Genomic DNA, 21,739 nt, shown 5'->3' with positions numbered 1-21,739 from the left:
AAAGTTATGAAGAAAATACCACTGATAATACTTACAGGACCTACTGCTGTTGGGAAAACAGATTTATCAATAAAATTAGCAAAGGAGTTAAATGCTGAAATAATTTCGGCAGACTCAATGCAAATCTACAATTATATGGATGTAGGGAGTGCGAAAGTTACTAAGGAAGAAATGGATGGAGTAGTTCACTATATGATTGATGAAGTTGACCCTGACTTTTCTTTTTCAGTTTCAGAGTTTCAAGAAAGAGCAAATAAATATATTAAAAAAATAGATGACGAAGGTAAAAAAGCACTAGTAACAGGTGGTACTGGACTTTATCTGAATTCATTAATTTATAATATGGACTTTGCTAAATCTGATGCTAATAATGAAATTAGAGAAGCTTTAAGATTAGAGTTAGAAGAAAAAGGAATAGACTATATGCATGAAAAACTTAGAAGTCTAGATCATGATGCTGCAAATAGAATCCATAAAAATAATACTAAAAGAGTTATAAGAGCTATTGAGGTTTGTTTAAGTGGAGAAAAAATGAATGATTTCTCAAATGATTTAAGATATAACGATAAATATGATCCTATTATAATAGTTTTAAATAGAGAAAGGGAGCATCTATATAATAGAATTGACAAACGTGTTGATATAATGATAGAAAATGGTTTACTTGAAGAAGTAAAAAATCTTCTTAATATGGGGTATAGTAAAGACTTAATATCAATGCAAGGTATAGGGTACAAAGAAGTTATAAAATACCTAGATGGTGAGTATACTTACGAAGAAGCAATAGAAATAATAAAAAGAGACTCTAGAAGATATGCTAAGCGTCAGTTAACTTGGTTTAGAAGATATGAAGATTCAAAATGGTACAATTTGGACGAATATACTGACATAGACATATTAAAATGTGATATACTAGAACATATAAATAAAAAGCTAGAAGGAAAATAAGAAATCACTAAAGTTGTAATGTTGGAAATTTTAAATTTCCCCATAATATATATACAAATATAAACCTAATTAATTTTATTTCGGGAGGGTATTAATCAAATGAAAAATACAGTTTTAAACTTACAGGATTTATTCTTAAACAACGCTAGAAAGGAAAGAATACCTGTAACTATTTACTTAATGAATGGAGTTCAAGTTAAGGGACATGTTAAGGGGTTTGATAGCTACATAATATTAATAGAAGGTGAAAATAAACAACAAAATATGATTTATAAGCATGCTGTATCTACTATGATACCTGCTAAATATATAAACCTACAAAATAACAACCAACAAGATAGACAAGAAAGAAGTGAGTATCAACCAAGAAATCACTTCAACAAGTAATATTTAATTTAGAGATATAAGCCTATAGGAAACTATGGGCTTTTTTTAGTATAGGCAGAAAAGTTAATTAAACAGATTTCAGATAATGAATTTACTATATGTTGAATATACAAAATATTTTAATATTAAAATAAACGATAATAATTTATTGAAAAACAATAAAAATTTATTGTTTATTTGCTACTAATGTGATATTATAAATACAAGAATAAAACAAATGGAGGTCAATATGAAAAAAAACATTTTAAACATAATACCATTTTTACTTGCTGCTGCATGTATTATATCTTACAACATTATAGGTTCTGAGGTCTTAAGTGACGGAACACTAGTAGAACCATTTTATTTAATACCAATTGCTTGTTTATTTTTTGTTATTGGTTTAGGTGGATTATTAGGAAGACTTTTGCTAAAACTATTAAAATCAATGGATGCAAAAAGATAAAAGGAAGTATTACTTATGAAGAATAATTTAAGTTCAAAAATACTAAATAACATAGTATTATTTGGTATTATATTAAAAGATTATTCGATATGGCTACAGAAATAAAAGAAGAAAACAAAAAGAACTTAGATTTTTAAGATAAAATAAAGCATATAATAATCTGTGGAAGTAAAAGTACTACTATAACTAAATATTTAGTTTAGTAGTACTTTTGTTTATGATGGTATAATAAGGAAAAGATGGGATAGAAGTAGTAGGTGTTTGTGTTATCTATGAAATTTGATTGAGAAGTTTAAAAACAGAACTGTATAGTACTGTAAGAATAAAAAATGAAATGGTTACTAAAAAATAGTTAATATTATATTGGATTACTATATTAAAAAATTTATGCCTCAAAATAATGGATTTAAACTACAATAATCTATTACTTTGAGGCTTTTATTTAATCTAAAATATCTGCTACTTGTCTCATGGTTTCCTTAAGATTTAACATACCATAACCTTGAACTATATTTGGAAAATCATATAATAGTGGTTTGGTTGCACCTAACATAAGATAGGTTTTCATTACTTGTGTGTATAAAGACCTTCTACTATTAGGAGTTTGTTTTGTTATATATTCCATTAATAATGCTACTACACCACTTGTTATTGATGAAGCTATACCAGTGCCAACTCCTTTATTATAGCTTTGGTTATTATAAGGACCAATAATATCAACTGCAGGGGCTACAATATCAGGCTTTATTCTCCAACCACCTATAGGACCTTTAGAAGAACCAATCCACATACTATCAGTTTTATGATTATATCCCCCAACTGTTATTACATTTTCAATAACTGCATAAGAGGTAATAGTTTGAGTGGACCATGGATCTATAAAACGAGTTACGTCAGATATTATATTTTTATTAGGAAGATATACATCATATATTCCATTTACAATAAATTCTGGACTTACCCTTAATGTCCAAACACCAGGTTTTATATCATAAAGAAATATATATAATTTTTGTGATCCAGTCTCTATCCAAGGATATACAAATTGTATTTCATACGAAGTATTTTCCAAATTAAATTTACTTCTATATACATAAATATCTGGAGAATAAACTGCTGTAAAACTCATTTCACCTGATGGAGATATTAACTGAACTCTAATCTTATCTGGGCCATCCACATATGTATATATTTCTAAGTTACGTTGAATTCCTACTTGTATATTTATATCTTGGTACCTTTCTGTCGAAGAAATAGAACCATGGTAATGTATGTCGGTATTGCCTTCATTTCCGCCTCCTGAAACTATTATTACACCTGAGTCACGTAAAAAAGTAAATGTACTTAAAAAAGAAGCTTCTATGGCAGAAACAGAGCCTTTACCAACCGTTACATTTATTACAAGTTTTTTTAATCTGTTTTCTCTAAGATAAATGTCTTCAACATATTTTATAGCTGCTAGAAAGTCTGCTGATTCATAGTTGATTTTACCTTGGTAAAATCTATCTTTATATTCCTTTAACTTAACAACTACTAATTCGCTATCTATAGCGACTCCACTAAAACTAGGAATTAGATTTCCTCTACCAGCTGCTATACCAGCAGCCAGAGTACCTGTTCCTATTTCATCGACAGTTAGTGAGGAGTCATTATTTTTAATAGCATTATTTATTTCTTCTCTACTTATTTCTGTGCCAAATAAATAGCCTTCTGGATGTTTTCCACTATCATTATTTTGATCCCATATAGATAAAATCTTAGTAGTACCATCTGGGTTGATAAAGTCTGGATGTAAATAGTCTATACCAGAATCTATTATGGCGATTATTACATTTTTACCAGTAACATTTATATATGGATTCGTGTCAAGATAGTCCGAACCAGAAGCTGATTTAGCAGTGTCTCCACCTATAGTATCTTCATCTAGTTGAATTAGTGAACTCATAGCGTCAGACCTTTGCCACCATGAAACTTGTGGTATTGAAAATAATATTTCTTCTTTTATTATTAGTGGAAGATAAACACTTGCAATTTGCTGATTTAAAATAATAAATCTATTTATACCGGCAGCTTTTAAAGAATTTGCCAATTCTTCTTCAGTACTTTTATATACTATTAAATAAGCTCTCTCCACATCAAATCACCTCGCTATTTTAAATGGTCAAACATACCTCTAATATTTAATAAACCATAGCCTAAGTCATTATTAGGATAAATAATGTTTGAGTATCTTGTAGCACCTGCTTGTAGGTAAGTTCTGATCTGTTGAATAAACCCTCTATCAGGATATCTGTTCTCTGCTATAGTGTATTGTAAATATAGAGCTACGGCACCTGAAGTAAATGCTGCTGCTGGTGAGGTACCTGTAATAGTAGCATATTTATTGCCTGGGTAAGGAGCGATAATATCAACACCAGGAGATATAATAGATATTCCAGTGCCACCATTAATATTTGGGCCTCTAGAAGATCGGGGCCATAAATTATTATTTTTGCTATCAAAAGCGCCTACTGTGATTACATCTTCATATACTGCTGGATAATTAATTGTACTATTTGGATTTGGCTGTCTGAACTTTGTTCCTGGTTTTAAAAAAACTCTATTTGGCAAATAGATATCATAATTACCGCTTGTAATATATTGACCTATTAATTTGATTTTCCAAATTCCCTTCTTCACATTAAGTAAGGTTATTATAGTTAATTGTTGACCAGTATATAATGTAGGATAAATATATTGTATGAAATATTCGGTTCCTTCCATATCAAACATGCCAGAAACTTCAATATAATTTGAAACATCAAGTATTCTACTATCTTCATTTGAAGGAGTACTCACACCAACTCTAACTTTATCAGGTCTATTAATTACTACTCGTATTTGTAGCTCTTTTTCATCTTCAGCAACTTCGATTTCTACTTCATGTATATCTTCTTTGAATTTTATTACCCCAGAATTATGAGTTTGTGTATTACCTTCGTTGCCTACAGATGCAACTATACAAACACCACTTGTAAAGAAAGTTCGCTCTTCAAATATTCTTGAATTAAGCTGAGGTAAACTATTTGTTCCTGATGATAAATTTACAACAATAGGAGTATTAGTCTCAGAAGCTCTGTTGATAGCATATTCAATAGCTGTATATAAGGTAGCATTATTGTAATATCCATTTATTTTCTTTAATTTTACGACAATAAGTTCTGCATCTTCTGCAACACCAGCGTATTCTTTATTTATATTTCCAAGACCTGCACTGATACCACTTAACATTGTTCCGCTTCCTTCTTCATCGACAGATAAACTTGAATCGTTATTTTGTATAGCTTTGTTAATATCTTCTTTTGTGTATTCTGTGCCAAAGAGATATCCATCTGGAGGATTTCCATCTTTTGTTTGATCCCATAGATATGCAATCTTACTAGTTCTATCAGGATATATAAAATCTTCATGTAAATAGTCAATTCCTGAATCTAAAATAGCTATATAAACACCTTTACCAGTTATAGAAATATTTGGATTATTTTTAAAGTAATTTGCTCCAATTAGCTCAAGAGCAGTAGTTCCTTGAGAAATACCTTGATTTATTTCACCAAGCAGTGTCATTCTTGCAAAATATTCTGATCGTAAAACACTTGGAAGCGATAAAGCCTCATCAATAGTCCAAAAAAGAGAAGGGTGTGTAAAAACAACACCAAATCTATCGGATAGCTTAACATATTTATATCTATCACCAAAGCGATTTAACTCTTCCTCGAAATTAGGACCATTTACTATGGCATATCCTAAATCATATTTGCTTAGCTCCTTTAACAATTGTCTACTACACTTACCTCTATTGAAGTTTTTATCATATGTAAAATCATCTTTGTAAAAATCAATTATATCATTAGGATTTAAATTATTTAAGTCTAATAAACCGTAACCCATGGAATTATTGGGATAGGTAATATTTGAATCCCTTCTAGCATGCTTACAAAGAACAGCTTTAATTTTTTGTCCATATAAAGTTGAATCATTTTTTCGTGTTATCCCCCACTCTAGAAGTAGTGCTATGACACCTGTAGCATGTGCTGATGCAACACTTGTTCCGTGTAAAGTAGTACTTTTCTCTCCAGGTATAAATGATATTACATTTTCACCAGGACATAAAAAGTCCGGCTTATAAATATGATTAATTACATCACCATGACCAGAAAAAGGTGATACTAAATCAGTTTTCGGGTCAAAGCTACCAACAGTGACAGGATACATAGCAGTAGACGGTATAGTTAATGTTAGATTCTCGCTAGGAATTTGAAATTTTGTTTTATTAGAAAGATTATCTAACCCCCATAAGTATATTTCTATATCCCCATTTACAATAGCTTTCGGAACAAAAACTAATTTCCAAGTACCATCAATTATTTTAGATTCTGAACTTAAATGAATTTTAAGTACTTTTAAAAATTGACTTGAGCTTTTAGGATAATAAAATCCTTTGATTTTTGTATTTCCCATAATATTTTTAACAACACCAGATGATAAAGATATTTCTTGACTTTTGTGATTACTTGGGCTTATTAAGTAAACAGAAAAATCATCTCCCAAGCTTGAAGAAATACTTAGATTTACAAAATGCTCATTTTCATCAACATTAAATTCAATATCAATGTTTTTATTGTCCGAAGATAGGGAAATACTTTTATGCCTTCCTTTATCACCATTATTTCCAGCAGCAATTACAATATTATTTATAGAATAGTTACACATTATATCAATATATTGCTCAAATAAAGATAAACCCTTATATGTTCCGTCACTACTTCCATAGCTAATATTAATAACTACTGGCATTTTTAATTCCTTTGATTTATCTAAGATAAATTTAATAGCTCTCATGAAATCGCTACTTTTAGCCATATGAGTTTCTTTATCAATTCCAACGCGAACTGCTATAATATTTGCATTGTTGGCTATCTCTGCAGAAATACATGATACGTGAGTACCATGAAGGCAATTATGAACAGTAGGAATTATATTTATGCCCTGGATTGCATTATTAATATCATTATTAGTATATAAACTACCGTGAATAAATCCTCTAGGAGGGTCTCCTTCTAGGGATTGATCCCAATAATAAAGGATTTTTGATTTACCGTTATCATATCTAAATTGTGGCAATGTATAGTCGATTCCAGAGTCGATCATTCCAAGTATAACACCATTTCCAGAGAGAGAATTATTATGCTTAAACTTAAATATTCCTGAAGAAGTGAAGTTTTCAGCATCTTGAGGAGTCATAAGAAATGGCTCTTCTACATGTTCTATTTGAGGGTATTTTAGCAGCTTATCTATAACATCAGAAGAATCTGCTGTTATAATTGCGTAATTAAATCCCAAAAAATCTATGGATAGGCCTAGTTCTTTTTCTAAAATTTTTATATCTCCATTATATTTTACGATTAACTCTTGTTTTATCTCCATCATCCTCCTTAAATTAAAAATAATATGATTATATTTTAGTTTTATGATATTAAAATTAATTATATTAACGTTTTTTTAAATTTAGCTTGGACTTTAGGTTTTTTACAAAAGTTTTATTACATATATATGTAATAAAGGATAATTTGTTATTATTCATATGTTATGGGGTGGTAAGATGATATGTTCTAAATGTGAAAATATAAATGATAACCCAAGCAGTAATTTTTGTTCGAAATGTGGTGGATTATTAATTAGAGAAGATAAAAATATTGAAATTTATAAGAAATATTACGCTAACGAAAAAGCTATTGAAAATAAATCTAAGTTATTAAAGAGAATTGCAAGTTTTGTAGCTATTATATCTCTACTCGTGTGCATGAATGGATATAAGGTACAAAGGGATGTAGAAAAGTTTGTAACAATGGTTAAAGAAGGTACATTTGAAAGTCATCCTAATGTTACAATTGAAGAGGGTTTTGAGAAATTTTTTGATAATGCAAATTGGAAGTATGTAAACTCTGATATTGGTTATGACATTGTTGAATTTAGAGGTAGTTTTAATTATGAAAATCAAGATGTTTTAACTGTTATGCAGTTTTATATTTATGAAGATAATACATTTGAGCCTAATTACTTGGCTTTTGTAGATGTTAGTAAAGAAAAGAATATTTTAGATGATTTAATTAACATTGTAATGAGTAGTTATTAAATTTTATTTTCTATTGACAATCATGTTTTTTAGGGTTAAATTTTAGAGAAATACTAATAAATGGAAAATATTAATTAAGCATTATATAATAAGGAGAGTAAGTATGAAAAGTAATTTTAATAAATCAATAAATGAAATAATAAAAACCCGACATTCAGTAAGAACTTATGAGAATAAAGAATTAACAAGTGATGCAATAGAAAAAATAGAATATTATTTAAATGAAATAAATAATAAGCAAGGGATATTTGGTGAAAAGATAAGAGTTAATTTAGTTAAAAAAAGTGATGGAGATAAAGAAATAAAACTAGGAACTTACGGAGTTATAAAAGGGGCTAATTATTATTTAACAGCAGCTTACAGTAAAAGTGAAAATGGACTTTACGATTTAGGTTATTTATTTGAAAAAGTAGTTTTATATTGTACTTCTATAAATTTAGGAACAGTATGGCTGGGAGGAACATTTAACAAAGGCAGATTTGCAAAGGCTATAGATTTAAAGGAAGAAGAAGTATTACCAATAGTTTCTCCAGTTGGTACAGAAGCTGAAAAAAAATCTTTAATATCAAAGGTATTTGGAGGCAATACAAATAAGAGAAAAGAATTTAGTAGTATTTTCTATAAGAATAACTTTGATACACCGTTATATTTTGAAGATGCAGGAGAATATGGTCAGGTTTTAGAAAATGTAAGACTTGCACCTTCAGCTATGAATAAACAACCTTGGAGAATAGTTAAGGAAGAGAATAGTCTTCATATTTACAATGGAGGAAAAATTGAAATGAGCCAAATTGATATGGGAATAGCTTTATGTCATTTTGAGTTAAGCGCTAAAGAAAAAGGGTTAAGTGGTGAATTTAAGGTATTAAACAATAAAGAAAGCGATAAATATAAGTACATTATTTCTTGGATAGGATAATTTGTGACTTTTTATATAAATAGAAGGAAATAAACACTTATATAAAGAAATTTATATTACTAACATATTTAAATAAGGCAGGGGATAATATATGGGAATTGGAAAAGAGTATGATATTAATATAGGTAACATGAAAAAAGGAAAAAGGAATTTAATAACGGATGTTATTGGTGTAAGAGTAGGACATGCAACTTTAGATTCAAATAATATTAAAACTGGCGTTACAGCAATATTGCCTCATGAAGGAAATATATTTAAAGAAAAGTTACTAGCAGGAGCTTCAGTAATAAATGGCTTTGGGAAAAGCATAGGACTTGTGCAAGTAGAAGAGTTGGGGACATTAGAGACTCCAATTATCCTTACTAATACATTAAGTGTAGGAACTTGTGCTACAGGTCTAATTAAATATATGTTAGAAAATAATGATGACATTGGAGTTACTACAGGAACGATAAATCCTGTGGTTATGGAGTGTAATGATGGATACTTAAATGATATTAGAGGACTTCATGTTAAGGAGAGCCATGTTATTGATGCTATAAATAATGCTTCGAAAGATTTCAAAGAAGGTGCACTTGGAGCTGGAACAGGAATGAGTTGTTTTCAGTTTAAGGGTGGAATAGGGTCATCATCAAGGGTATTAGAACTTGATAATAAAGAGTACGTAGTTGGTAGTTTGGTACTTTCAAACTTTGGACTTAAGAAAAATTTTGTATTAGATGGAGAAAAGATTGGTGCTAAGGTTTGTGATTTAGAAAGTAATGATACTGAAAAAGGATCAATAATAATTGTTATTGCTACTGATATTCCTCTTAGCGAAAGACAGCTAAAAAGAATATCGAAAAGAGCCAGTGTTGCTTTAGCTAGAACCGGTTCTTACTTAGGAAATGGTAGTGGAGATATTGCTATTGCATTTACTACTGCCAATAAGATGCCTCACTATAACTGTGAGGATATAATGAATTTTAAGGCTATTCACGAAGATAAGATAGATTTAGTATTTAGATCTGTAGCTGATAGTATTGAAGAGTCTATATTAAGTTCTATGTTACATGCAGATACAACTTTTGGAAGAGATGAAAATAGTAGAAAAAGTCTAAAAGAATATTTATAAAGTTTTGAATAAAGCAGACGAGTGTCTGCTTTATTTTTATGATAGAGAAACATTGACAACTATAGTACCTTGCATTACAATATACACTATGAACTATATTGTAATGCAAGATAGAAAGAGGGTGGCAAAATGATTCCATCACAAATGTTAAAGGGGATGTTAGAAGGGTGTATTTTAGAGATTATTAACAAACAAGAAACCTATGCATATGAAATATCAGAAAAGCTTAGTAAATATGGATTTGGTGAAATATCAGAAGGCACAGTATATCCTATAATATTGAGGCTACAGAAAAATGATATGATAAGCGCTACATTAAGAGACTCTAATAGTGGACCAAAAAGAAAATATTATAAACTTACTTCAAATGGTATAGATGCATTAGTACAATTTAAAAGCAATTGGAAAGAACTGAATAATGCTGTAAATAAATTATTGGAAGGGGATAATGACAATGACTAAACAGTGTAAGGAATTACTTAGGTATAATAATAAAAGGGAAAAAAAAATTAACAAGATTAATGAAAGAATATATACAGATATGATAGTATATCTTCGAGGTTCAGATATGACAGAATATAATCAGGAATTGATTCGTGAGGACTTAATTGTAATGATTCTTGAAGGGCAAGAGCGTGGAGATGATATAGAAAAGGTTATAGGTAATAATTATAAGGAAGTATGTGATGAAATAATAGAAACAATGCCAAAGAAAACAAAACTTCAAAAATTAGGTAGCGTTTTAGAAACATCACTTGCGTCTATATGGATACTAGGAGCAATATCTATTATTAAAATACTAATAGGAAACTTTGTATTTAGTGAGGAAAGTTGGAGTTTTATTTTATCTATTGGCGATATGATAAATACGTTAATAATAATACTTTTGGCTAATTTTATCGTTAACTATGTTTGTAAAACAGCTTTTCAGTATAATGACAAGAATAAAGTACTTACTTTTATAAAAGTATGGATTGTATGTATAGCGATATCAGGAACTATGATTATGTGTTCATATTATTTGGATTATACAGTAGTGCATATTTCTTTAATTCTAGCAACTGCTATTGTAGGAATTATATTTGTTATAGACAAGATATTATGTAGATACACTGTATAAAAATTAGCAGCTACTTTAGATGAAATATCTAATATAGCTGCTATCTTATTTGTAAACCTATCCTAAAACTAGCTCTCTAACATAATCAGTTGTAGGATTTTCTATAATTTGTTTAGGTGAAGCATATTGATGGATTTTTCCATTATTCATAACTACAACCTTTGTTCCAAGCTTAAGGGCTTCTTTAATGTCATGAGTAATAAAAACTATAGTAACATTCATTGTTTTGTGAATTTCTAATATAGCTTCTTGTAGCAATTTTCTTGTGATTTCATCAACAGCACCAAAGGGTTCATCCATTAAAATAATCTCAGGCTTAGCAGCTAAAGCTCTAGCAATACCAACTCTTTGTTTTTGACCTCCAGATAATTCACTAGGATATCTTTTTAGTATATTTTCATCAAGACCTACCATATTTATAAGATTTATTACGTTTCCTTCTATTTTATTTTTATCTTTATTTCTATTTAAGTTTGGGACATATCCAATATTCTTTTCAACATTCATATTTGGAAATAGTCCTATTTCTTGTATTACATATCCTATTTTTCTTCTAAGTTTTATAATATCAATTTTTGATATATCACGTCCATTTACATATACATTACCAGAATCTGGTGATAATAGACCGTTAATAAGTTTGAGAACAGTAGTTTTTCCACAACCGGAACTTCCTATTATTGTTAAAAATTCACCCTTATCTACTTTAAGATTAAAATTATCTAAGACTATATTGTCTTTATATGATTTATATACATTTTCAAAAGATATAGCTATGTTATCAGCCATAGTTTTCACCATAATTTAATAATCCTTTCATTATTTTAAAACAATATTTTCTAGAAGTATTTACTATTTAATTAATCCTTTTTCTTCTAAAAATTCTTTTGCTATAACTTCTTCAGTTTGATTTTCATTTTCTAATTTATAGTTTAATTTTGCCATTTCACGGGAGCTAATTAAATTATCCATTTTCATTAATACATCTTTAAGTTCTGGGGATCTTTCAAGTACATCATTTCTAACTACAGTACCACAATAATATGTTTCGTATAGTTTTTTATCATCTTCAAGTAATACAACATCAGATGCGAATAATTGACCATCTGTAGTAAACACATTCATTACATCTATATTTTTAGAGTTTATTGATTGATACTTAAGTCCTATATCTATGTCAGCGGTCTTTTTAAAATTTAGATTGTAGGTTTCACATAAAGCATTATAACCATCATCTCTTTCAAAAAAATCATACTCAGCACCAAATACAAGTTCTTTAGAATACTTAGCTAAGTCTGAATAAGTTTTAATGTTGTATTTATCTGCGATATCTTTTCTTACTACTAATCCGAATGTATTGTTAAATCCGTACAGCCCACACCAAGTAAGGTTATATTGTTCACCATATTTATTTTGGAGCTCTTTGTATAAAATATCATCATTAGGTATTTCTGTTTCTTTAAGAACAAAAAGCCAACCTGTACCTGTATATTCAGGGTACATATCAAACTCGCCATTTATTAATGCTGGGTGGATGTTGCTAGTACCTCCACCAACTCCTTTAGTAATATCTACGTTTAATTCTGTATTTTCTTCTATTAATAACTTTAAAATTTCAGCTAATATGAATTGCTCTGACATTGGTTTAGTAGCAATTCTTATTGTATCTGAATTGTTTACTTCTTCTTTACTACATCCTGTTATTAGACTAAATGTTAAAATAATTGCGGAAGATAAAGATACAATCTTTTTAAAACATCTTTTTATTTTCATATAATCACCCCTATTATATTAATCTCCATTTCTTTTTAACAAGTTTTTCTATTTTACCAATTATCAAGTCTAAACTAGATGCTAACACTGCAATTAATAAGCTTCCAGCCACAGTTAAAACCGTATTGTTGGTAGTAATACCTCTATATATAGCTACACCAAGCCCACCAGCTCCGATAAAAGAAGCTATACCAGCTAGGGCGATAGTCATAACCACCATATTTCTAAGGCCTGACAATATTACAGTTGTAGCAAGAGGAATCTTAACTTTTAGCAATATCTGCATGGTACTACTCCCCATACCTTTTGCAGCTTCAATAATAGATGGGTCTATTGTTTCTATTCCAGTATATGTACTTCTAACCATTGGAAGCAGCCCATAAATACTTAATGCTATTATGGCACTAGTATTTCCTATGCCTGAAATCGGAATTAAAAAACCTAATAGTGATATTGATGGAATTGTGTAAATAAAATTTACTATAGACATTACTATTGGAGTTGATTTTTTATAATGACTTATAGAAATACCAATAAGGATTCCAAAAAATGAAGCAATTAATATTGAAATAGTAGAAATTTTTAAGTGCTCAAATGTTAAATTTATAAAAAAGTCACTTCTATCAAAATATATATTAATAATATCTTTAAACATAGTTACCTCCTTGTTTAACCTTATAAAATATTATGTCAAGTTAGGTTAGATTATAAGTTGTACCAAGAAATTTAAAGAATTTTAGCACGTATAAGCTAGGCTTTGTGTAATATACTAAAATTAAGAGCAGATTTATTATATATAGGAGAGAAATATAATGATTAGAAACAGTGCGTTATTTAGTAAGAAAGAATTAAGAAACTTTTGTATATATAGATTGGCATTTGGAGTTAGCTATAGTATATTAATTCCAATTATTCCTTTATATTTAAAAGATTTAGGACTAACTACTGTTATAATAGGAACAGTTTTGTCCTTTTATGGAATTAGTAAAACTCTAGCTCAGATACCATTTGGAGTTATTAGTGATAAAATAGGCGATAAATTAAATTTGAATTTGGCACTTATACTTATGAGCATTGTTATATTTTTATATACTTTGACCAAGAATCCTAATTATGCAAGCATACTGTATATAATTCAAGGTGGAGTACTCGGAATGGCTGCTCCAGCCACTTATTCAATACTTTCAAGATCTGTAGATGAAAAAAGAAGAGGCGAAAGTACGGGACTTGCATCGGCAGTATTTACTTTAGGTGGTGGGATAGGTTCTTTTATAGGTGGGTACTTGGTGGCAATTTTAGGAAATTACAGACTAGCATTTTATATATCATCTCTTGGAACATTATTAACTCTTATATATGTTATGTTAAAGTTAAAAAGTGCTCATAGTAATAAACTTGGAAAAGCTAAAGAAAAAAATTCTTTAAAAGATGTTTTTATAGAAATTAAAAAATATAAGCTGGCTTATAAAATAATAGTATTAGGTAGTATTGCTTTTTTAGGTGATTACATTTATGGATGTGTAGTAGCATTAATTCATTTTTATTCCACTGATGTTTTAAATTCAACTATTGCTTATTCTTCAGCTATTATATCGATTTATTTGGTTGTATTTGGAGTAGGAGCACCTATTGCAGGTTGGATAAGTGATAAAATAGGAAATAGAAAGCAGTTATTTTTATCTTTTGTTGTCATGAATCTTATTTTATTAGCACTAAGCTTTATAAGAGATGTTCCTTTATTTACAGCTGTTATTATAATATACTTCTTAGGTGCAACTTTCCTTAATGCATCACTACAAAGTGTTTTATCAGAGTTTGGAAGTAATAAAAAAGTTAAGGGAATTATATTTGGGTTTGTTGGAGCTAGTGAATCTTTGGGATTTGCTGTTGGGCCATTTGTTTCAGCTTATATTTATAATATAAATAAATCGTGGTTATTTTTAGGGCTTTTGGGAGTATCACTAATTGTATCAGCTATTTACTTGTCATTATATAAAAGAGCTAGAATATAGTTATATACTAATTTTTAATAGATTTGTAAATGGAAATGTATAGACAAATAATAATAATGTATAAAAAAATATAAAAATGTATAAACATTTGGAGGGAAAGTACGTATAATTATCCTAAGAATAAAATTCAATAGGCAAAATTAGAGAAATCTAATGACGCAAAGCTATAGGGGCTAAGGTTATAAACTATGCCAGCCAGTTGCCAAAGGGTAAATATACTTTTTGTTATCCATCTAACATATTTTATTACTAATATGTCTACTTGATGTTTAGAAAAGCTACTTCTTTGGAGTAGCTTTTTATTTTAAACAAAAGTGGTTTACCTAAATGGTATAAAAACATTTAGGAGGAAAAATATGCACATCAAAAAAACTAAGAAAGACAAAAAAGGCTGTTGCAATAGCAATAGTAGGTAGTATGCTAATAAGTGCAGGAGCGCCATTTATTGGGGTAGTAAGCGCAAATGCAATGGAGGTAAATGCCAAAAATGCACAAAGTCAAAAGCGTAATGTAATGTATTACGGTGATTGGTCTATTTGGGGAGGTCAAGGAAACTTCTATCCAAAAGATATACCAGCAGATCAATTAACGCATTTAAATTTTGCATTTATGGACTTTGATTCTAATGGAAATTTAGTATTTACTGACAAGGATGCAGCAGTAGGAGCGCCAGTTGGACAAGATGGAGTACAATGGGGAGCGCCAAATGCAGGTATTTTAATAGCACTTCAACAATTAAGATCAGAAAATCCAAACTTAAAATTAGGAATATCCCTAGGTGGATGGTCAAAATCTGCTGATTTCCCAACTATTGCAAAGGACCCTGTTAAGAGAGCAAACTTCATTCAAAATGTTGTACAGTTTGTAGAATACACTAATATGGATTTTGTAGATATAGACTGGGAATTTGCTGGTGAAGTAAGGCAACCAGATAAGGTAGATAATAAAAATGATGAAGGTAACCCTTATGCAAGTAAAGAGGATAAAGAAAATTATATTAAATTACTAGAAGAATTCAGAGTAGCTTTAGATAAAAAAGGTGCAGAATTAGGGAAGAAATATGAGTTAACTGTTGCACTTCCAGCACCTAAGAAGAAAGTAGATACAGGAATAGATGTAGATAGATTATTTAATATTGTAGATTTTGCAAACATAATGACTTATGACATGAGAGGTGCTTGGGATGAGTACAGTGGACATCAGACAGGATTATACCCAAATCCAAATGAACCATTAAAAGGAAATAATCTATCAATTGATGAAAGTGTTGATTATTTAATAGAAAATGGTGCAGAATCTGAAAAAATAGTAATGGGAGCAGCTTATTACACTAGAGGTTGGGACAAAGTTTCTAAAGGAACTGATTCTACTTTACCAGGATTATTTGGAGAAGCTTCTGTAACAACAAAAGATGCAGATCAAACACCATCAAGAGGTGCAATAAATGAAGCACCGTTAACATCAGGAGATGGAGGACGTATGTCAGGGGTATGGTCATATAGAAGTATAGATAAGTTAAAAGCAAGTTATCCAGGACTAAAAGAATACTGGGATGACACAGCAAAAGCACCATATCTTTACGATGAAAGTACTGGGAAGTTCTTTACATATGATAATGTAAGGTCTATAGAAGAAAAGGCTAATTATGTGCATGAAAATAATTTAGGTGGGATGATTGGATGGATGCAATCACAAGATGCACCAACTACATCAACTAAAAGAGATGAACTAACAAAAGCGACTAAGGAAGGACTATTTGGAGCTTCTGATTTACCAATTCATAACATTGTTTATTCAGAATTAGAAGTAGATGCAACTATAAATACATATGAAGTAGAGTGGGGAGTAGAAAGAAAAGGCTATGAAATAACTATAAAAAACAATGAAAACCCTCAAGAAACTAATACAGTATTAAAAGAAGTAGAAAGAGGTGCTGAAACAATAAAGTCACCTAAATTATACATAAAAACAGATAAGCCTCTAAACAGAGGAGATCATATGGCGGGTACTGTAACATATGAAGATGGATATACTGTTGTAGATTTAAAGTCTGTGTGGGAAGGTAAAAATATAGAGCAGGGACAGTCATATACTTTTAAATTATCAGGAGACTCAAAGATAGAAGGTATAGAATTAGTTCAGCGTATGTCAGAGAACTCTCCAGAAATGTATAAGCAAACTATATACGGTGAGTCAACAAGACCTGAAGTAAATAATGCTCCAACAATTTTAGGAGTAGAGGATAAGAGTATTAAAGTTGGAGATACATTTGATAAATTATTAGGAGTTAGTGCAACAGATAAGGAAGATGGTAATTTAACTTCTAGAATAAAAGTAGAAGGAAGTGTTGATACATCAAAAGAAGGAAGATATGAGTTAAAATATTCAGTATCTGATAGTAAAGGATTAGAAAGTGTAGCCAATAGAGTTATAACTGTTGAAGCAAAAGAGGTAACACCGCCACAAGAAGATTATAACTTTGGTGTAGGAGAAGGGACAGAGTGGCCATCGCAAGTAAATTCGCCATTTGCTGATATGACAGCATGGAATGATGGAGACTTTTCTAATAATGGAGCATTAAACTTAAAGAAAATATCTGAAGATACTGGTGTAAAATTCTTTAACTTAGGATTTATACAAGCAACAGGTGGAATATCTAATGGTAAAGTAAACTGGGGATGGGGAGGTTTTGATGTTTTAAATGAAAAAAATAATGACAACTCTCAATACCAAGGGTTAAAAAAATCTATAAAAGATATAAGAGAAATAGGTGGAGACGTAGCAATATCATTAGGTGGATTAAATGGAGTAGCGATATGGGAAGCAACTCAAGATGTGGATGTACTTTATAATACATATAAAGAAATAGTACAAGGCTATGGATTAACTAGACTTGACTTAGATATAGAAGGACCTTCAACAAATAAATCACATAACGTTGCAAATGCTAAAGCTATAAAAAAATTAAAAGATGAAACAGGTGTAGATATTGTATTGACGTTAGCAGTATTACCAAGTGGATTAACTTCAGTACAGTTAGATGTTTTAGAAGCTTATTTATCACAAGGTGTTGATATTGAAGTAGTAAATATAATGACTATGTGTTATGGACCTGCAACAATACTACCTGGAGAAAACTATGGAACAGCATCGTTAAGAGCTGTTGATAATACAAAAGATCAAGTAAAAGAATACTTTAAAAAGTTTGCAAATATCGAATTAAGTGATAGTGAATCTTATAGAAAAATAGGAACAACTCCATCAGTAGGCTTTGAAGGTGAAGCTCATCCAACCTTTACAAAAGATTGGACAAAGCTAGTTGTAGATCATGCTATTGAAAAAGGATTAGGTATGACTTCAATGTGGTCTATAAATAGGGACTCTATGGCCCAACCTAATAAAGGTATATATGCACCATATGAACATACTAATTTATTTAATAAGTTTATGGAAGAATCACCTGAAGTAGGAAACCAAGCTCCTGTTATAAATGGTGTAGAAGATAAAACTATATACTTAGGGGATAGCTTTGAGGCATTAGCTGGAGTAAGTGCTAATGATAAAGAAGATGGAGATTTAACAAATAATATAAAGGTAACAGGAGAAGTTAATATAAATAAAGTAGGTAAGTACCAATTAACTTACTCAGTAACTGATAGTAATGGTAAAACAACTACTAAATATAGAACAATAACAGTAAAAGATCCATCAGTAGTTGAAGATACTTATGATCCTAATATAATATACTATGGTGGAGAAATAGTAATATTTAAAGGTAATGAGTATAAAGCTAAATGGTGGGTAAAAGGAGAGGATCCAGACAAGTCACAAGCTTGGGAGAAAATAGTTAAGCCAAATGAAGATGGAAGTATAAATTACGAACCAGGAATGATATTTACAGGTGGTGAGATTGTCAAATATCAAGGTAAAATGTACAAAGCTAAATGGTGGACAAATACGGTGCCAGGTAGTGATTCTTCTTGGGAGTTAATAATATAAAATATTAGTACATAATTATAAAAATGATTTCTGTTGTTATTCAGAAATCATTTTTTACGTATAAGGCAATTATGATGACTCACAATCTGTGTATAACTCATGTAACAAGGTGATACCCCTGCACAAATAGTAAGTAAAATATAATCGCAGACGTAGTCGCTCAAGCGAAGCAAATTTTTTAATTTAGAAAAATAAGTTAAGGTAAAAATTTCTATTTTTAATGGTATAAAGTTGTCGTATTATGTAATCTGTTTTATAATTGATAGTAAGATTAACATGGGAGGGATTTTATGAATATATACAATGACCATAAAGTTTGCAACAAATGTAAACATATAAATCCTGTAGAAAGTAACTTTTGTATTCAATGTGGAGAAGATATTGAGCTGGCACCTATAAAAGTGGATACATATACAAGGGAGTTAGAATCTTTTATAGGAAGAAATAGCGAATTTTACCTAGAAAAGAAAATAATAATGGAAGAAAATAATGGAACCTTTAGTTGGAACTGGGCAGCATTTTTAATAACACCTTTTTGGTTTTTATATAGAAAATTGTACGGGTTAGGTTTAGGAATAATTGTGCTTAACATAATGTTTTCTAACCATCAGTTTTCTTCAAGTTTTATTAGTTTATTAATTAGCATAGGAGCAGGGATTTATTCAAATGCACTGTATTTAAATCATGTTAAGAGACAAGTAGAAAAACTAGAAGAGCTAGATGATAGTTTAAAAGCTGACTTTACTAGAAAAAAAGGTGGAGTAAGTTATATTGTTCCTGTAGTTTTTGCTATAGTTACATACATAATTAAATTTGTATTGTTATAATGGTATGTAAGATAAGAAATTAACAATAGTTGAGTGTAACTAGTAAGGATAGTAAAAATTATGTCAATTTAAGCTCGTTTCTAATATTCTAGAGGCGAGTTTTTTATTTTAAATTATTAATAATAAAAAAGTTTTTAATCATAAATGTTGAAAATACTAAAGTTTGATTAGAAAGATGTTTGAAGTTCAAAATAAATTCTTGAAATGCAGTTTAGGGTATGTTAAATTATTACAAAAGAGGGGGAAAGGTAATATTAGGAAAAATGTGAGGAGATAGGAAGATGAAATCAAAGAATAAAATAAGTTATATATTGCTAGCTTTAGCAATAGCTATATCATCAGTAATTGGATTTAATTCATTATATCCATCAAAGGTAAACTATGATGATAACTCTAAAGTAAATGTTAAAAACCAAATGAATCATATCAAAGAAATTGCAAAGGAGCCGCATTCAATATTTGATGATGAAGCTCATAATAATGTAAGAGATTATTTAATACAAGAATTAGTTGAGCTTGGTTTAGAGCCAAAAACATATAAATATGAAGATGTATATGTAGAAAGAACAGAGTCAAAAGAAGACCTAGAGAACATATATGCAGAAATAAAAGGAAAAAATGATTCTTATATAATGCTTGTTACTCATTATGATAGTTCACGTGCAAAGAAAGAGCGTTATGCAGAAGTTGATGGTTCTTTAGGAGCTGCTGATGCAGGGTATGGATTATCAACTATTTTAGAAACAATAAGAGCTATAAAAGAAAATAATGTTGAAATGAAAAATGGTATAAAGATTTTAATAACAGACGGTGAAGAATATGGATTATTAGGAGCTAAGGAAGCTGTTAAGGAGAAAGAGATATTTGAAAATGTAAACTATTTAATAAACTTAGAAGCTAGAGGAACTAAAGGACCTGCTATTATGTTTGAGACTAGTCCTAATAATTCTAATATAGTAGATTTATATTCTAATAGTGATAAGCCATTTTCTTATTCTATAACTCCTGAGATATATAGATTACTTCCAAATGGAACTGATTTTACTGTGTTTTTAGAAAATAATATACCTGGAATAAATATAAGTGTATTAGATGGGCTAGAGAATTATCATACTCCTAATGATAAGTTTGAGTCTTTAAATGAAGAATCAATGCAACACTATGGGGATCAGGTGTTACCTATTGTTACTGAGTTTGTTAGTAATGAGAATTATGCTAATAAAGAGGCTTTGGACAGTGGAGAGGATGCTATATTCTTTACTATAGGAGGTGTTTTTGTTAAGTATTCTAAGATGGTTAATTATGGATTGTTAGCTGCTATTTTAGTTTGTATAGTAATTTTATTTAACAAATTTAGGGTGAAGAGTGTGTTATCGCCTTTGAAATATACTTTTATTAATTTAGGGTATACGTTATTAGTTGCTGGTGTTTCTTATGGAGTATCTAGATTGGCGGCTATTGTTAATGGAAGACCTTATAAGATTACTTATCTTCCACTTATTAAATATGAGTACGCCATAATAATTGGCGTGATTGTTTTAGCTATTGTTGGTTATGTGCTGCTTATTAGGAAAGTTAGTAGGAAGTTTAAGGAAAAGGATGAGTATGTACTTGGAAGTATTATATTACTGTTTATATTAGGGATAGTGCTAACTGTTGTTTTACCAGGAGGAAGTTACTTGTTTGTGTTCCCTGCACTTTTAATAGGGATATTTACTTTATTGGTGAGCATCTTTAGGGATAGAGTAGGAAAGATTGGTTATGTTTTATTATTACCTATTGCTTTAATAATGATACTTTATGTACCTACTGTTTATTTATTTAATTGTGCTTTAACTTTTGGAGCATTATGTGCCACAATGATATTTGCTATGATGGCAATTATATCTGTAAGTTCTTGTTTTGTGCAGATAGATTAAGCTAAATAGATTTATTTAAAAATAGGAGTCAGTTATGGCTCCTATTTTTTCGTTCATATGATGATAGAAATTATAGTTATTATGTTTAAGTTAACTTTAAGGTT

The 21,739-nt window shown here is 29.7% G+C and carries 17 protein-coding genes and 1 riboswitch; of the genes, 12 read left to right on the top strand and 5 right to left on the bottom strand.

Annotated features, from left to right (window positions below):
- Positions 1-6 precede the first annotated feature (6 nt).
- The 3 genes from miaA (at position 7) to ACI48P_RS10295 (ending at position 1,780) form a co-directional block, all read left to right on the top strand.
- Positions 7-948 carry a tRNA (adenosine(37)-N6)-dimethylallyltransferase MiaA gene (gene miaA, locus ACI48P_RS10305; protein WP_475215353.1) on the top strand — a complete coding sequence of 314 codons (942 nt, stop codon included), beginning with the start codon at positions 7-9 and terminating at the stop codon, positions 946-948.
- Positions 949-1,047: 99 nt separating this feature from the next.
- Positions 1,048-1,335: an RNA chaperone Hfq gene (hfq, locus tag ACI48P_RS10300; protein ID WP_475215351.1), complete on the top strand. Its 288-nt coding sequence runs from the start codon at positions 1,048-1,050 to the stop codon at positions 1,333-1,335.
- Positions 1,336-1,564: 229 nt separating this feature from the next.
- Complete coding sequence (locus ACI48P_RS10295) at positions 1,565-1,780, top strand: DUF3955 domain-containing protein (RefSeq protein WP_475215347.1); 216 nt, start codon at positions 1,565-1,567, stop codon at positions 1,778-1,780.
- A gap of 442 nt (positions 1,781-2,222) precedes the next feature.
- Here the strand turns inward: ACI48P_RS10295 and cspC are convergent, their stop codons facing one another.
- Complete coding sequence (gene cspC / locus ACI48P_RS10290) at positions 2,223-3,914, bottom strand: bile acid germinant receptor pseudoprotease CspC (protein ID WP_475215346.1); 1,692 nt, start codon at positions 3,912-3,914, stop codon at positions 2,223-2,225.
- Between the two features lie 14 nt (positions 3,915-3,928).
- The gene (gene cspBA, locus ACI48P_RS10285; RefSeq protein WP_475215344.1) at positions 3,929-7,246 is read right to left on the bottom strand and encodes a bifunctional germination protease/germinant receptor pseudoprotease CspBA; all 3,318 of its coding nucleotides are present in this window, start codon (positions 7,244-7,246) and stop codon (positions 3,929-3,931) included.
- Between the two features lie 172 nt (positions 7,247-7,418).
- Here cspBA and ACI48P_RS10280 point away from each other — a divergent pair, with 172 nt between their 5' ends.
- The 5 genes from ACI48P_RS10280 (at position 7,419) to ACI48P_RS10260 (ending at position 11,105) form a co-directional block, all read left to right on the top strand.
- Entirely contained in the window at positions 7,419-7,952 is a 534-nt protein-coding gene (locus ACI48P_RS10280; RefSeq protein WP_475215342.1) for a hypothetical protein, read from the top strand.
- Positions 7,953-8,055: 103 nt separating this feature from the next.
- On the top strand, positions 8,056-8,871 hold the full coding sequence (locus ACI48P_RS10275; RefSeq protein WP_475215340.1) for a nitroreductase family protein: 816 nt from the start codon (positions 8,056-8,058) through the stop codon (positions 8,869-8,871).
- A 91-nt stretch (positions 8,872-8,962) separates the two neighbouring features.
- Positions 8,963-9,985, top strand: a complete 1,023-nt coding sequence (locus ACI48P_RS10270) for a DmpA family aminopeptidase (RefSeq protein ID WP_475215339.1) — start codon at positions 8,963-8,965, stop codon at positions 9,983-9,985.
- 129 nt (positions 9,986-10,114) lie between these two features.
- Positions 10,115-10,447 carry a PadR family transcriptional regulator gene (locus ACI48P_RS10265; protein ID WP_475215337.1) on the top strand — a complete coding sequence of 111 codons (333 nt, stop codon included), beginning with the start codon at positions 10,115-10,117 and terminating at the stop codon, positions 10,445-10,447.
- On the top strand, positions 10,440-11,105 hold the full coding sequence (locus ACI48P_RS10260) for a DUF1129 domain-containing protein (RefSeq protein ID WP_475215335.1): 666 nt from the start codon (positions 10,440-10,442) through the stop codon (positions 11,103-11,105). Before ACI48P_RS10265 ends, ACI48P_RS10260 begins: the two co-directional genes overlap by 8 nt.
- Before the next feature lie 57 nt (positions 11,106-11,162).
- On the opposite strand, the gene ACI48P_RS10255 is transcribed toward ACI48P_RS10260, so the two are convergent.
- The 3 genes from ACI48P_RS10255 to ACI48P_RS10245 form a co-directional block, all read right to left on the bottom strand.
- On the bottom strand, positions 11,163-11,894 hold the full coding sequence (locus ACI48P_RS10255; protein ID WP_475215334.1) for an ATP-binding cassette domain-containing protein: 732 nt from the start codon (positions 11,892-11,894) through the stop codon (positions 11,163-11,165).
- Positions 11,895-11,957: 63 nt separating this feature from the next.
- Complete coding sequence (locus ACI48P_RS10250; protein ID WP_475215333.1) at positions 11,958-12,878, bottom strand: glycine betaine ABC transporter substrate-binding protein; 921 nt, start codon at positions 12,876-12,878, stop codon at positions 11,958-11,960.
- A gap of 13 nt (positions 12,879-12,891) precedes the next feature.
- Positions 12,892-13,533 carry an ABC transporter permease gene (locus ACI48P_RS10245; protein WP_475215332.1) on the bottom strand — a complete coding sequence of 214 codons (642 nt, stop codon included), beginning with the start codon at positions 13,531-13,533 and terminating at the stop codon, positions 12,892-12,894.
- Between the two features lie 157 nt (positions 13,534-13,690).
- On the opposite strand from ACI48P_RS10245, the gene ACI48P_RS10240 reads away from it, so the two are divergent.
- The 4 genes from ACI48P_RS10240 (at position 13,691) to ACI48P_RS10225 (ending at position 21,635) form a co-directional block, all read left to right on the top strand.
- Entirely contained in the window at positions 13,691-14,890 is a 1,200-nt protein-coding gene (locus ACI48P_RS10240) for an MFS transporter (RefSeq protein WP_475215330.1), read from the top strand.
- Between the two features lie 123 nt (positions 14,891-15,013).
- Positions 15,014-15,097: riboswitch (cyclic di-GMP riboswitch) on the top strand.
- 210 nt (positions 15,098-15,307) lie between these two features.
- Positions 15,308-18,889 carry a glycosyl hydrolase family 18 protein gene (locus tag ACI48P_RS10235; protein WP_475215328.1) on the top strand — a complete coding sequence of 1,194 codons (3,582 nt, stop codon included), beginning with the start codon at positions 15,308-15,310 and terminating at the stop codon, positions 18,887-18,889.
- A gap of 290 nt (positions 18,890-19,179) precedes the next feature.
- Entirely contained in the window at positions 19,180-19,716 is a 537-nt protein-coding gene (locus tag ACI48P_RS10230; protein ID WP_475215326.1) for a DUF2628 domain-containing protein, read from the top strand.
- A gap of 281 nt (positions 19,717-19,997) precedes the next feature.
- On the top strand, positions 19,998-21,635 hold the full coding sequence (locus ACI48P_RS10225; RefSeq protein ID WP_475215325.1) for a M20/M25/M40 family metallo-hydrolase: 1,638 nt from the start codon (positions 19,998-20,000) through the stop codon (positions 21,633-21,635).
- The last annotated feature ends 104 nt before the right edge of the window (positions 21,636-21,739 follow it).

Source organism: Romboutsia sp. LXY-2 (assembly GCF_056171995.1).
The sequence above is the reverse complement of the archived record's forward strand: the minus strand, read 5'-3'. Positions and strand labels throughout refer to the sequence as shown.